Annotated in this window: 14 protein-coding genes; 10 read left to right on the top strand and 4 right to left on the bottom strand. The window is 45.6% G+C overall.

The window, feature by feature from the left end; genetic code table 11:
* Window positions 1-34: 34 nt before the first annotated feature.
* The 10 genes from guaA (at window position 35) to ICE93_RS09750 (ending at window position 9,068) form a co-directional block, all read left to right on the top strand.
* A complete protein-coding gene (gene guaA, locus ICE93_RS09795) occupies window positions 35-1,642 on the top strand; it encodes a glutamine-hydrolyzing GMP synthase (RefSeq protein ID WP_216187742.1) in 1,608 nt (535 codons plus the stop codon).
* Between the two features lie 30 nt (window positions 1,643-1,672).
* Complete coding sequence (locus ICE93_RS09790; RefSeq protein WP_216187739.1) at window positions 1,673-2,470, top strand: ferritin-like domain-containing protein; 798 nt, start codon at window positions 1,673-1,675, stop codon at window positions 2,468-2,470.
* 4 nt (window positions 2,471-2,474) lie between these two features.
* On the top strand, window positions 2,475-4,373 hold the full coding sequence (locus tag ICE93_RS09785) for a radical SAM protein (protein WP_216187736.1): 1,899 nt from the start codon (window positions 2,475-2,477) through the stop codon (window positions 4,371-4,373).
* 65 nt (window positions 4,374-4,438) lie between these two features.
* On the top strand, window positions 4,439-5,140 hold the full coding sequence (locus tag ICE93_RS09780; protein ID WP_216187734.1) for a hypothetical protein: 702 nt from the start codon (window positions 4,439-4,441) through the stop codon (window positions 5,138-5,140).
* A gap of 98 nt (window positions 5,141-5,238) precedes the next feature.
* A complete protein-coding gene (locus tag ICE93_RS09775; RefSeq protein ID WP_255554602.1) occupies window positions 5,239-5,844 on the top strand; it encodes a hypothetical protein in 606 nt (201 codons plus the stop codon).
* A gap of 28 nt (window positions 5,845-5,872) precedes the next feature.
* A complete protein-coding gene (queE, locus tag ICE93_RS09770) occupies window positions 5,873-6,526 on the top strand; it encodes a 7-carboxy-7-deazaguanine synthase (RefSeq protein WP_216187730.1) in 654 nt (217 codons plus the stop codon).
* 33 nt (window positions 6,527-6,559) lie between these two features.
* Window positions 6,560-7,024: a 6-carboxytetrahydropterin synthase QueD gene (queD, locus tag ICE93_RS09765; RefSeq protein ID WP_216187728.1), complete on the top strand. Its 465-nt coding sequence runs from the start codon at window positions 6,560-6,562 to the stop codon at window positions 7,022-7,024.
* The gene (tadA, locus tag ICE93_RS09760) at window positions 7,025-7,483 is read left to right on the top strand and encodes a tRNA adenosine(34) deaminase TadA (protein ID WP_216187726.1); all 459 of its coding nucleotides are present in this window, start codon (window positions 7,025-7,027) and stop codon (window positions 7,481-7,483) included.
* Window positions 7,480-8,424 carry an LD-carboxypeptidase gene (locus tag ICE93_RS09755; RefSeq protein WP_216187724.1) on the top strand — a complete coding sequence of 315 codons (945 nt, stop codon included), beginning with the start codon at window positions 7,480-7,482 and terminating at the stop codon, window positions 8,422-8,424. Before tadA ends, ICE93_RS09755 begins: the two co-directional genes overlap by 4 nt.
* A gap of 77 nt (window positions 8,425-8,501) precedes the next feature.
* The gene (locus ICE93_RS09750) at window positions 8,502-9,068 is read left to right on the top strand and encodes a heme-binding protein (protein WP_216187722.1); all 567 of its coding nucleotides are present in this window, start codon (window positions 8,502-8,504) and stop codon (window positions 9,066-9,068) included.
* Here ICE93_RS09750 and ICE93_RS09745 read toward each other — a convergent pair.
* From ICE93_RS09745 to ICE93_RS09730, 4 genes are read right to left on the bottom strand one after another with little or no spacing between them, the layout of a single operon-like run.
* Window positions 9,065-9,952, bottom strand: a complete 888-nt coding sequence (locus ICE93_RS09745) for a 23S rRNA (adenine(2030)-N(6))-methyltransferase RlmJ (RefSeq protein WP_216187720.1) — start codon at window positions 9,950-9,952, stop codon at window positions 9,065-9,067. The genes ICE93_RS09750 and ICE93_RS09745 overlap by 4 nt on opposite strands.
* Window positions 9,953-9,967: 15 nt before the next feature.
* A complete protein-coding gene (locus ICE93_RS09740) occupies window positions 9,968-10,750 on the bottom strand; it encodes a phosphatase PAP2 family protein (protein ID WP_216187718.1) in 783 nt (260 codons plus the stop codon).
* Between the two features lie 5 nt (window positions 10,751-10,755).
* Window positions 10,756-12,015: a glycosyltransferase family 9 protein gene (locus ICE93_RS09735; protein ID WP_216187716.1), complete on the bottom strand. Its 1,260-nt coding sequence runs from the start codon at window positions 12,013-12,015 to the stop codon at window positions 10,756-10,758.
* Between the two features lie 18 nt (window positions 12,016-12,033).
* Window positions 12,034-13,077 (bottom strand): lysylphosphatidylglycerol synthase transmembrane domain-containing protein, encoded by a 1,044-nt coding sequence (locus ICE93_RS09730; protein WP_216187714.1) that lies wholly within the window; start codon window positions 13,075-13,077, stop codon window positions 12,034-12,036.
* Window positions 13,078-13,092: the final 15 nt, after the last annotated feature.

The raw sequence follows: 13,092 nt of genomic DNA, 5'->3' as shown, positions 1-13,092 counted from the left end.
GTCAAAAAAAGCTGAAACAAAGGCTAGCCTTTTCGTGCACGACAAAATACTGATTCTCGACTTTGGTTCACAAGTAACCCAACTGATTGCAAGGCGTGTACGTGACGGACGAGTCTATTCTGAGATCCATCCCTACGATTGTGATCCTGAATTTATCCGAAAGTTCATTCAAGAACAGGGTGGTAAGGGTATTATTCTTTCTGGTGGGCCTAGTTCAGTAACTGAAGACGGCAGTCCACGTGCGCCACAAATTGTTTTTGAGCTTGGTGTTCCTGTGCTGGGTATTTGCTATGGCATGCAAACGATGGCCACTCAATTGGGTGGGGCCGTTGCATCCGCTGAGTCTTTGGGTAAGGCTCGTGAGTTTGGTTACTCTGAAGTGCGTGCACATGGCCACACCAATTTGCTTAAAGGTATTCAGGATTTCTCCACTAGCGAAGGATATGGCATTCTCAAGGTGTGGATGAGTCATGGAGATTCTGTCACAACATTACCCCCATCATTCAAATTGATGGCATCAACTGAGTCTTGCCCTATTGCGGGCATGGCTGATGAAGAGCGTCGTTTCTATGCATTCCAGTTTCATCCTGAAGTAACCCACACCATTCAAGGCACTGCAATCATTGAGCGCTTTGTGCATGAGATTTGCAAGTGCAAGCCTGATTGGGTAATGGGTGATTACATCGCCGAGGCAGTTGAGAGCATTCGTAAACAAGTTGGCAATGAAGAGGTCATTCTTGGCTTGTCTGGTGGAGTTGACTCCAGTGTTGCTGCAGCCTTAATTCACCGAGCTATTGGTGACCAACTGACTTGTGTATTTGTTGACCATGGCTTACTTCGTCTCAATGAGGGCGATATGGTGATGGAAATGTTCGCACGCAATTTGGGTGTGAAGGTCATTCGTGTCGATGCTAAAGAAACCTTCATGGGCGAATTGGCTGGTGTTTCTGACCCAGAAGCAAAGCGCAAAATTATTGGTAAAGAATTTGTTGAAATTTTCCAAACTGAATCTGGAAAAATTAAGAATGCAAAGTGGCTTGCTCAAGGAACCATATATCCAGACGTGATTGAATCTGCTGGTAAGGGTAAGAAGGGCGCGCATACGATCAAAAGTCACCATAACGTAGGTGGCTTACCTGAAGATATGCATCTCAAATTACTCGAGCCATTACGTGAGTTGTTTAAAGATGAGGTGCGCGAACTTGGCGTTGCCTTAGGATTACCTCGTGAGATGGTATATCGCCATCCGTTCCCAGGCCCTGGTCTTGGCGTCCGAATCTTGGGCGAAGTGAAGGCGGAATTTGCCAGTCTTTTACAGCGTGCTGATGCCATCTTTATCGAAGAATTACGTAATACGATCGACGAAGCAAGTCAGAAATCTTGGTATGACCTTACTAGCCAAGCATTTGCTGTCTTCTTGCCAGTGAAGTCTGTTGGCGTGATGGGTGACGGTAGAACGTATGAGTATGTTGTTGCTCTGCGTGCGGTTCAAACCCAAGACTTTATGACTGCACACTGGGCCCATCTGCCACATGAATTGCTTGGTAAGGTTTCTAATCGCATCATTAATGAAGTGCGTGGCATCAATCGAGTGGTATATGACATTAGTGGAAAACCGCCAGCAACGATTGAGTGGGAATAAGGTGCGGGCTAAATCAGCCTGCTAATTCCTATGTTTGAGTTACGAGCAACAGCACTCGCAATCCTAGCAAGCTCAGATGCACAGACTAAAGTAAGTCAGTTACGTAGGTTATTTGATGAATATCAACAGCATCGAGTGACGCTAGATGTTTCTCGTAAGATTGATTCTCCAGATCTCATTCTTCCTGGCCGCCCAGTAAAGCCAGAGCTTGTGCTTCCTAAGCTGGTTCCCAAAAGAAGAATGGATACGCCAGAAGGTAGGGCGGGCTTATTGCACTCCTTGGCTCATATTGAATTTAATGCCATGAATTTAGCTTTAGATGCGATCTGGCGTTTTCCGGATATGCCTGAAGAATACTACGAAGATTGGCTGAAAGTTGCCAAAGAAGAGGCTTATCACTTCAGTCTGGTTAATGAGCATCTACAAACACTTGGCTTTGCCTATGGTGATTTTCCAGCCCACAATAGTTTGTGGGAGATGGTTGAGAGAACAACGGATTCAGTCATCGCCAGAATGGCGCTTGTCCCCAGAACAATGGAAGCAAGAGGGCTAGATGCGGTGCCTTCAATTCGAGATCGTTTTAAACAAATTAAAGAGGCTCGCGCTGTTGAGATTCTAGAGATTATTCTTAATGATGAAATCGGTCACGTGCTGATTGGCAATCGTTGGTTTAATTTCTTATGCTCTAAAGATAATCTATCTCCAATTACAGCTTATCGAGAGTTAGCTGGAAAATATCGGGCACCTGTTCTTAAGGGTCCATTCAATATCGAGGCGCGCAAGCAAGCAGGCTTTACCCCTGAAGAGTTAAGTCTCCTTGGAATATAGTCATATGAAGGTATTAAGCCTCATCCCTCCGATGACGCAGCTCAATACCCCGTATCCCTCTACGGCTTACCTTACTGGGTTCTTGCGATCACGTGGTGTGGATGCTGTGCAAGAGGATTTGGCTTTAGCTCTGGTACTCAGTTTTTTTACACCAGAAGGCTTGTCAGAAATTCATGCTCAAGCTCTCAGCGCGCCCGAAGAGAATCGCAGTGCTAGCGTTAACTTTTTTCTGGATTGCTTTTCCACGTATCAATCCACAATCTCGCCAGTAATTGCTTTCTTGCAGGGGCGTGATAGCACCCTGAGTCATCGTATTAATAGTCGAGCTTTTTTGCCTGAGGGGCCCCGCTTTTCATCGCTTGATGCATTTGATGAAGAAGAGGTTGGTGATTCCTTATCTTGGGCATTTGGTGCCTTAGGATCACAAGATCGAGCACGTCATTTAGCAACCCTTTATCTCAATGATCTTTCCGATGTTTTACGTGATGCCGTTGACGATCGTTTTGAATTCGTGCGCTATGCAGAGTCACTGGCAAGTAGTCAACCTACTTTCACGCCTTTAGCAGATGCACTTCATGCCAAGCCAACGCTGATGGATATGCATTTGCAGGCACTTGCCAACCAAGCAATTGAGCGCCATCAGCCGGGTCTAGTGCTTTTATCAGTCCCTTTTCCTGGTGCGATGTATGCAGCCTTACGTATTGCCCAAGTAATTAAAAGTAATCATACAGAAATCAAGATTGCATTGGGTGGTGGGTATGTCAATACAGAGTTGCGAGAGCTATCTGATCCTCGCATATTTGATTACGTCGATTTCATTACCTTGGATTCTGGCGAGAGACCATTGCTTGCCCTGCTAGAGCATCTTACTGGTAAGCGCTCTGTTGAGAGGTTGGTGCGTACCTTTATCCGTAATGCGAACAATCAGGTGCAATATTTCAATTGGCAGGAGCCAGATATTCCTTTCGAGGAAGTTGGCACTGCGACCTGGGATGGATTACCGCTAGATTCTTATTTATCGCTTCTGGATATGCTCAACCCTATGCATCGCTTATGGAGCGATGGTCGTTGGAACAAGCTAACTGTTGCGCATGGATGTTATTGGAAGAAATGTAGCTTCTGTGATGTATCGCTTGACTATATATCGCGCTATGAAACTGCATCAGCCAGTTTGCTGGTGGATCGCATTGAGCAAATTGTTTCCGAGACTGGGCAAACAGGCTTTCATTTTGTGGATGAAGCAGCACCGCCAAAGATATTAAAGGCTTTGGCGGAGGAGTTAATTAGTCGTCAAGTTGTCATTTCTTGGTGGGGCAATATTCGCTTTGAAAAAACCTTTACGCCAGAATTGGCTGAACTTCTAGCTCAGAGTGGTTGCATTGCTATGTCAGGCGGCCTTGAAGTTGCTTCTGATCGCTTGCTCAATCTGATGAAAAAAGGCGTATCAGTCCAGCAGGTTGCTCAGGTGACCAAAGGTTTCTCGGATGCAGGCATCTTGGTACACGCATATCTGATGTATGGTTTCCCGAGTCAAACCGTGCAAGAAACAGTAGATGCTTTGGAGTATGTAAGACAGTTATTTGAGAGTGGCTGTATCCAAAGCGGCTTCTTTCATCGATTTATCTGCACAGTCCATTCTCCGGTAGGGCTAAATCCACAAGAGTATGGAGTGGAATTGGTACCTTTGCCTGAAATCACTTTTGCTAAGAATGATGTCTCCTTTATCGACCCTACTGGGGTAGATCATGATTTATTGGGGCACGGCTTGAGAAAAGCACTTTATAACTATATGCATGGTGTGGGCTTTGAAATCAAAGCACAATCCTGGTTTGATGGTTTGGGAATCGCTATTCCCAAGACAACCGTACCCAAGAATTTCATAGAGAACGCTCTATACCGATAGCCTGATCGCAGGATTCAGACTTAAAATCATTTTGTGAAGTAATGAGATTAATGCGGGAGAAGAAGATGAATTTATCGCGTCGTACTTTTATTGCGTCAGCAGCCTTAGCCCCTGTCGCCTGTGGTGTTCCCTTGGCGTACCAAAGGGGTACTCCTGTTGCTCAACCAAAGCCAACTCCAAATGTGAGGGCGCCTCAAGTTGGGCAGGAGTGGACATATGTCAAGCGTGATGTTTTCGATGGCAAGATCCGTGGAGTAATTTCAGAAAGAGTTGCTAGTGTTGGCTCAACCATTGTGATAGAGCGCAGAGATGAAGATGGTAGTCAATTACCGAGCGAGATACAGGGACCATGGGGTGTAGTTCAATTAGATACTTCGTGGCCACGCCTCATAAGTTTCAAGCCACCGATTCCCCTATGGCCTGAGGAGCTGACATCAAGCTGGAGTAAGCAATTGAACACCAAATATAGCTTGGGCGGATACTCTGAAAATGCTTATGGGTGGCAAGAATATATGAGTGCACATGGTTGGGAGCAAATTACCGTACCTGCAGGAACCTTCTTAACATTGCGTTATCAAAACCTAATTAACTTCGAGAGTAATGATGACAATAAAGTGAATTGCATTCGTAAACAAACCATTTGGTTCGCCCCAAGCATTGGTCGCTGGGTAGCCAAAGAATCATCTGGTTCATACATGATTCAGGGGCAATTGGGTATGCCCAATTTAGAGGATAGCTATCAATGGCAACTGACTTCATACAAGTAAATAGATTGCGCAGATTACTTTTAATAGCGTTACCAGCTTTGCTGGTGGGTTGCATTTCGTCTCAGCCCGTTCCTAGGGGTCGACTAGAGGTGCAACCTATGCCAACTCCTGCAGTAAGGGCTCCAAAGATTGGTCAAGAATGGGTCTATCAAGTTCGCAATGTTTTTAACCAAGAGATTGTGGATACCGTCACCGAGAGAGTGGTATCAGTGGGAGAGCAGATTCGTATCAGTCGCTCTGGGGTTAAAGCGGGACCACTTCCTGATGAAATCCAGGCGCCTTGGGGGTATGTCATTCAAGATCCACACTGGCAGCCTCCTCAGAAATTTACTAAAGCCATACCTTTGTGGCCCGAGCAATTGCAGGTTGGTTGGAATAAATTCTTCACTACCGAGTATGAGGTTCTTTCCTATCCTGGATCTACTTACTACTGGGGTCTTAGTATGTCTGCAACCCAGTGGGAGCGCATTAAATCTCCTGCTGGTAAGTTTTTAGTCTTGCGAGTTCAAAACGAAATACCGAATTTTGTTAGTAACGACCTCTTTAGGGTTGGCAATATTCGGAGCGAGGAGTTGTGGTTTTCTCCGGAGATTGGTCGGTGGGTGGTTCGCAGGAGCTCAGGACGCTACATTACCTCAGGCGTATATTGGTCTAATGCTTACTGGGAAGATTTCCTGGAGTGGGAGCTAATCTCCTGGAAGTAAGCAAAGCGCTTAAAATAGGTGCATTGCTATGTATACCGTAAAAGAACTATTTCCCACTCTCCAAGGTGAAGGTGCTCATGCTGGTAGGGCGGCAGTATTTTGCCGCTTTGCTGGATGTAATCTATGGAGCGGACGCGAAGAAGATCGCACTAGCGCTATTTGCCAATTTTGTGATACCGATTTTGTTGGGAGTGATGGTTTTGGTGGTGGCAAGTTCGATACCGCAGCTTCGCTTGCGGATGCAATTGAAACTGCATGGCGCAGTACTTCTGCCGGACCTCAGCAACGTTATGTGGTTTTTACTGGTGGTGAACCTCTTCTTCAGTTGGATGACGAATTAATTGCAGCGCTTCACCAAAAAGGTTTTGCAGTCGCCATTGAAACCAATGGCACGATAAAAGTTCCCAAGGGAGTTGATTGGGTTTGTGTAAGCCCTAAAGCTGGCTCTGACTTAATTGTCTTGCAAGCTGATGAGCTGAAATTGGTAATTCCGCAACAAAATTATGCAGATTTAGAAAAGATCATGGCGCGTTTTGAGAAGATGGACTATCGCAATCGCTTCTTGCAGCCTATGGATGGTCCGGGTCTAAAAAGTAATACAGAGTTGGCTGTAACCCTATGTCAAAAACGCCCTTTATGGAGATTAAGTCTGCAGTCTCATAAACTCATTGGGATTCGGTAATCTAGCTAAATAAACATATTAATTGAGTACTTAATGTCAATCAAACAACCCCCTATCTCTATTACCCGCCGCCTCGAGTTCGACTCTGGCCATCGCATTCCGAATCACGATGGGCAGTGCCGTCATCTTCATGGGCATCGTTATGCAATAGAGGTGACGCTGACTGGTAAGGTAGCAGATCATCCTGGTAAAGCAGATGATGGGATGGTCTTGGATTTTGGCGACATCAAACGTTTAACAAATCAATACGTTGTTGAGTTATGGGACCATGCGTTTTTAGTGGCAAAAGAGGATGAGGGGTTAGTTGCTTTCTTGGCAACATTGCCTAACCACAAGACTGTCATCATGGAGCATGTGCCTACTGTAGAAAATCTTGCGAATGCAGCGTTTGCTATTTTGCAGCCAGTATTTAGTAAGGCCTTTGGTGGTCGCTTAGAGCTTTCATCCATTCGTCTTTACGAGACGCCCAATTGTTGGGCTGATATTCACTCTGCCTAAATGACTCAAGCTGAGCTTGACCAAAAATATATGCGTATGGCAATTGAGCAGGCTCAGTTGGCTGCACAATCAGGGGAAGTTCCTGTAGGCGCTGTATTGGTCAAAGATGGCCAGGTTATTTCCAAAGCTTTTAATAAGCCAATTGCAAATCACGATCCTAGTGCGCATGCTGAAATGCTGGCTCTAAGAGAGGCCGCTTTAGCTGAAGAGAATTACCGTATTCCAGGCAGCACTCTCTATGTCACCCTAGAGCCATGCACCATGTGTTCTGGGGCTATGCTCCATGCTAGGATTGATCGCGTCGTCTATGGAGCACCAGATCCCAAGACGGGCGCTGCAGGCAGTGCTTTAGATATCTTTGCCTCTAAGCAAATTAACCATCAGACTAGCGTAGAAGGTGGCATCATGAGTGAGGAGTGCGGTCAGTTGTTGCGCGATTTTTTTAAGGGACGACGTTGAAATCCATTCACCTGATTGCTCCATCTGGAGCAAGCTTAGATAGCAAAAGTCCTTTAGCTGGCATTAGCTGGTTAGAGAGTCAAGGTATTGCTGTAGAAAACACGGATTGCGTGAATCGAGTGTATGAACGATTTGCAGGTAGTGATGACGCACGTCTTAAGGAAATCAATCACTTATCCAAATTGGATGGAGATGCCTTGGTGATGGCAATGCGTGGCGGTTATGGCCTTCATCGCTTGCTCCCGGGCATTGAGTGGAGCGCGATTGCAAATGCGATTCAAAATGGTTTGCAAGTTTGTGGTCATAGTGACTTCACGGTATTTCAGCTGGGCCTGTTGGCAAAAACGGGTGCAATCACTTTGGCTGGACCAATGCTTAATTATGACTTTGGGCGGCTAGGTGACGATGGTGCTCCAGTGGTTCCGGATGCATTCATGTGGGGGCATTTTCAAAATGCCGCTGAAGACCGTAACTTGGAATGCACAGTATCAGCTCCGCAAGCCTTCTTAGGTAAAACCAAGACTGGTTCCCTCACAGGTCTGCTATGGGGTGGAAACTTAACTGTTGTAGCGGGTTTAGTCGGTACACCTTACCTGCCTAGTAATAAGCAAACGCAAGGCGGCATCCTGTTCCTTGAAGATGTCAATGAGCATCCTTATCGTATCGAAAGAATGATGATGCAGCTTTTGGATTCGGGAATACTTGCAAATCAGGGCGCTATTCTGCTGGGCGGATTCTCTGCTTATCGTCTATACGATAACGATAAAGGTTATTCGCTCGAGCGGGCTATAGAGGCGATTCGCAAACGTTTGTCCGAAGAGATTCCAATCTTGACCGGTCTTCCATTTGGGCATCAGGCGAATAAATTAACTTTGCCTGTTGGTGTTTCAGGGAATTTAAGCTTCAACCCAAATGGATTTGAGCTGAAGTCTCGGTGGTAGTCACTAGAAATCTTTTGAGCCACCCTTTTTTGAGAGGCGCTCTCATTCTCATTGCTTTTATATTTACTGGGGCAGTCATGGCAACTGAAGAGCCAAAATACACTGTTCTTGAAAAAGAACCTCCTTTTGAAGTCAGAGCATATGCGCCAATGATTGTGGCTGAAGTTCAGGTTGAGGGTGATTTAGATGGGGCATCTAGTCAAGGCTTTCGTCTAATTGCTGCCTATATATTTGGGCAGAACCAAGTGAGTGAAAAAATAGCGATGACTGCACCGGTGACGGTAGTGGATCAATCAGTAAAAAATGCAAAGATTGCCATGACCGCTCCCGTGGGAATTGAGTCAAATGCTGGTAAATGGGTTGTGTCATTTGTGATGCCGGCTGAGTACACTATGGAAACGATTCCTAAGCCATTAAATTCTCAAGTGCAATTACGTCAAATTCTGGCAATGAAAAAGGCTGTTATCAGCTTTAGTGGTTTTTATAACGACCAAAAAGTTGCCGAGAAAACTCTCGAACTTGAGCAGTGGATGAAGATCAAGAATCTTCAAAGCGCTGGTGCACCGAATTTTGCGCGTTACAACCCGCCCTGGACTTTGCCGTTTATGCGGCGAAATGAGGTCATGATTAACCTACGCGACTAATTCTTTGCTTCAAAGCTTTTCAATAAAAATTGACCACCACCATTAATGCCCAACGCTTTCGATAGGGTAGGTAAGGCTTGAGCCAAATGTTTTTCTAGGGTCCAGGGTGGGTTAATAATAAACATACCGCTGGACTGAAGGCGACGTTCACCAGGCACATTTTCAACACGTAACTCCGTATGAAGCCAAGAGCGTTTATGCGTTGCGGCAATTTTCTTCAGGCGATCAGGCAGAGCGATAGATTCTCTTCTGGAAATAACGGGATACCAGATTGCATAGCAGCCAGTGGCAAAGCGTTGCAATGCATCTTCCATGGCGGTTTCAAGGTAGCGATAGTCTTGTTTGTCTTCGTAAGAGGGGTCAATCAATACCAAGCCACGCCGACTGGGAGGGGGTAGTAAGCCTTTAAGTCTGGAAAAGCTATCCTCGGCATAAATATCAATCTGTTTTGATTGCTTGAGCTCGCCAATATTGTGGCGCAGAATATCAATCTCTTTGGGATGTAGCTCAAATAACTTAAGACGGTCTTGCGGACGCAATAGACGAGCCAAAATGAAGGGGGATCCGGGATAAGTTGTCAGTTGTCCATCAATATTCTCCGCATTGATGAATTTTAAATACTCCAAAATACTCTCTGGAACCGGTGTATTCGCATGCTTACAGGTTTCCACATATTGAGTGAGGCGAAAAATTCCGCCATCTGCTTCTTTGCTGACGGTTGAGAAGCCATCTTGCAAGCTATAAACACCTGCACCAGCATGGGTATCCACTATGGTGAGAGCCCCAGGCTTCTCTTGTAGATATTCAACCAAATGAATCAGGGTGAGGTGCTTAAGGATATCCGCATGACTGCCGGCATGAAATGCATGTCTGTAGCTAAACATGTTGAGTCGAACTCATTATGGACGCTCTTGAGTAAATTGCGCTTTGCCATATAGTGCAAGCGTAATCAAGATGATCACAATCGAAGCGTATTGCAGCGGTTGATTTAATTCAAGATCCATTTTTTGGGTGAAGTGTGAGTAGGCTGCCACAACACCACCAAGTGCAATTAGGTGAGTCCATATTTTTTTGGGGCCTAGTTGGTTCTCCGGAAAATGATTGGCTAACCAAGCTCCAATCATGCCACACCAAATACCAAAACCTGCTCCACCCAAAACATCGGTTAGCCAATGCGCTCCCACCGCATTACGCGAAAGCCCTACGAATGCAGCCAAGACAAATAAAAGCAGGAGGGGCGCCCTTTTTTCTCTGGGCGCTGAGAAATAGAAGGCGCTGGCAATAGCAAATGCTGTAAGAGTGTGACCGGAAGGGAAAGCTCTATGTAATAGCGCTTCACCGATGCGATAAAAACTTCCTTCAGCCAAAATACCTGCGGGTCTTGGTAGATTGAATATGCCTTTCAATAGCGAGCTTGTTACAGCCGCTATAGCGCCAGCAAATATACCTGCAGTTAAGATTCTTGGCGCTAATAATAAGAGTGGAAAAGCTAACGCAAAAATACCCCAACCATTACCTAGGAAGGTAAGCCATGCCCAAAGTGTGTCTGGTAGTTGCTGAGTAAATTCATTGATATATAGAAAGCTACTGCTCTGAAGGTCGCAGAAGTAGGTGATGGCTGCCAGCGTAAATGGAGCTAGCGGGATGAACCAAGCAAACCCAGGTATTGCTTTCTTACTCATCCAGCTTAACGAGCCTTTGCCTGATCTGCATCTTGTAATTGCTTCATCACTTTATCTAAGACCTGTGGAACGGTGATGGCTTGCATGCAGACATTGTCATGGCAAGGTGTCTTACGGTGATTGGCGGCACTCACGCAAGGAGAGCAAGCCAAATTGGCGGTGATGGCGATGGAATTGCCAACAGAACCATACAGAGCTGGAGTCTCAGGGCCAAAGAGAACAACGGTTCTTAATGGTGTTACCGCTGAAAAATGGCCTGGACCAGAGTCATTGGTCACCATGACATCGGATAGGGTGTAAAGGGGTGGTAGTTCAGCAAAGCTGACCTGTCCGGCAAAGTTCAGAGCATTTTTAATATTTGCAACGGCGCGAACTTTTTCTACATAGGCAAACTCAGTAGGCGATCCAGTAATGAGAATCAGATCATCTGGGTATTTCTGGTGAATAGCTTGAATCAACTCTGAAAAACGCTGCTGCGCCCAACGGCGTTGTGGTAGCAGATCACTCGCGTTTGGGTTAATCAGAATGAGACGATTTTTCCCAGACACATAATGGATGTTGGCTTCTTTCGCTAGCCTCTCAATTCGTTCGCGAACCTTTTCTAGAGCGCTTGGATTGATGATGGCCTGTTCCAAACGAACCTCTGAATCAGGAATTTCAATCTTGCTAAAAGGAATTTCAATCTTTTGGGCAAAGGCTGCATGGATTAGCGACAGAAAATTCTTAGTAATGTGAATGTGTGGGTTGTAATGGACCTTACGGGTCAGCATGAAACCACGCCATAAGCCTTCGCCATGAAAGATATGATATCCAACACGACGGCGTGCGCCACACATACCAGTTAGTAAAGCTGTGAAGCGTGAAAACAACTCCAAATCAATAACGGTATCAATACGATGCTTGCGAGCAAGTAATAGAAAGAGAAGCGTGTCTTTGATTAAGCCGCCCAAGCTGGATGAGTCGATTGTGAAGATATTTTCCGGTTTAACAGTATTGAGTAAAGTGAGGCTGGCACGATTACTTTTAAAGATAAGGAAAAATATCTCTGCTCCACGAGCCTGCGCATTGCGCATTGCTGGGTCTACCAAAATCGCACTACCCATTTCTGAGAGTTCAATAAAGAGTAATTTTTTTGGAGTCTCTGGTCCGCGATTAAATACATTCTTAATGCCATCAATCAAAGCAATAACAGGACTCACAATTGCACAAAGAGGTACGCCGACCCAATGATCAATGGCGCGCATAGTATTGACGCTAATAGTCATAGTTTTGCTCTAAAAAAATTATTTTCGTTTTAATAAAAAGTAGGCGCCAGGCAGAACTGACAAAACAGTAATTGCTCCATAGCTGATGGAGGCCAGCACTGTTAATGATGGATTTACGCCCCATAAGGCCAAGACTGAAGAAAGGGTAGCTTCACGCAATCCCCATCCAGAGATGCTGATTGGCAACATGAGTAGAAGGCTGAGGGCAGGTAGGCCAATCATGAGACTTTCAATAGGTGCATCCACTCCATAAGCCTTTAAGCAAAATAGCAAGGTCAAAATGGTGAGGAAGTGGATGCCAATTGCTAAGCCCGCTTGCGCAATATTCTTTGGCCATGAAAAAGCTAACTCAATTCCAGGCATCGCATTATTCATATTGAAGCGATCTAGAAATTTTTGTAATAGCTGCTTGCTTGGCCCCCAAGCTAAGATAAGCGCAATGGCTACGCCTGCCAACAACATTACTGCCATGACTGCATATCCTAAGTCTTGTCCCCAAGCTGCAAGAGTGGCACCCCCTAATATCAAACCAATAGCACCGAGTAAGTTGTTACCTGCTAAACCTAAAAGGCGATCGACTAAGACCATTGCAAAACTTAAACGTAATTTCGGCGTGGCGTGCTCAAGGTCTACTGAGTGATGAAGTTCCTCATCTAACTCTTTAGTTTCAGAGAGGTTGCCGGTGTTGGTTAAATGAGTCGCAGTAATTGCGCGATAGCTATCGCCGCCTAATGTGCTTGGCAGCCCCTGATTGATGAGGCCACCGGCAAAGTAGAGGCCGATATAGGAGCGGATGCGGCGTGGAAACCCTACTGCCTGCATGAATAATCCCCAGCGATAACCGCCGCAAATAAAGGCGCTCATCATACTGGCTAGTGCAGCTAAAAACCAGAGTGGTTGCATCTGAATTTGGGTATTAAAAAGTGAGTGCCAATCAATTCCGCTAGTAGCCTTCCAAAGCAATGCTATAGACAGAAGTACGCGAATGGTGGGCCACGCTCGTTTGAGAATGGATTTCCACCCCGATTGGGTTTTTGGGGTGGGCTTGGCTTGTGAACTCATAAGCGTAAGGATAAT

It is taken from the genome of Polynucleobacter sp. MWH-HuK1, from assembly GCF_018881815.1.
Classification (GTDB): Bacteria; Pseudomonadota; Gammaproteobacteria; order Burkholderiales; family Burkholderiaceae; genus Polynucleobacter.
Note: the sequence above shows the minus strand (reverse complement) of the source record. Positions and strands in the feature narration are given on the sequence as shown.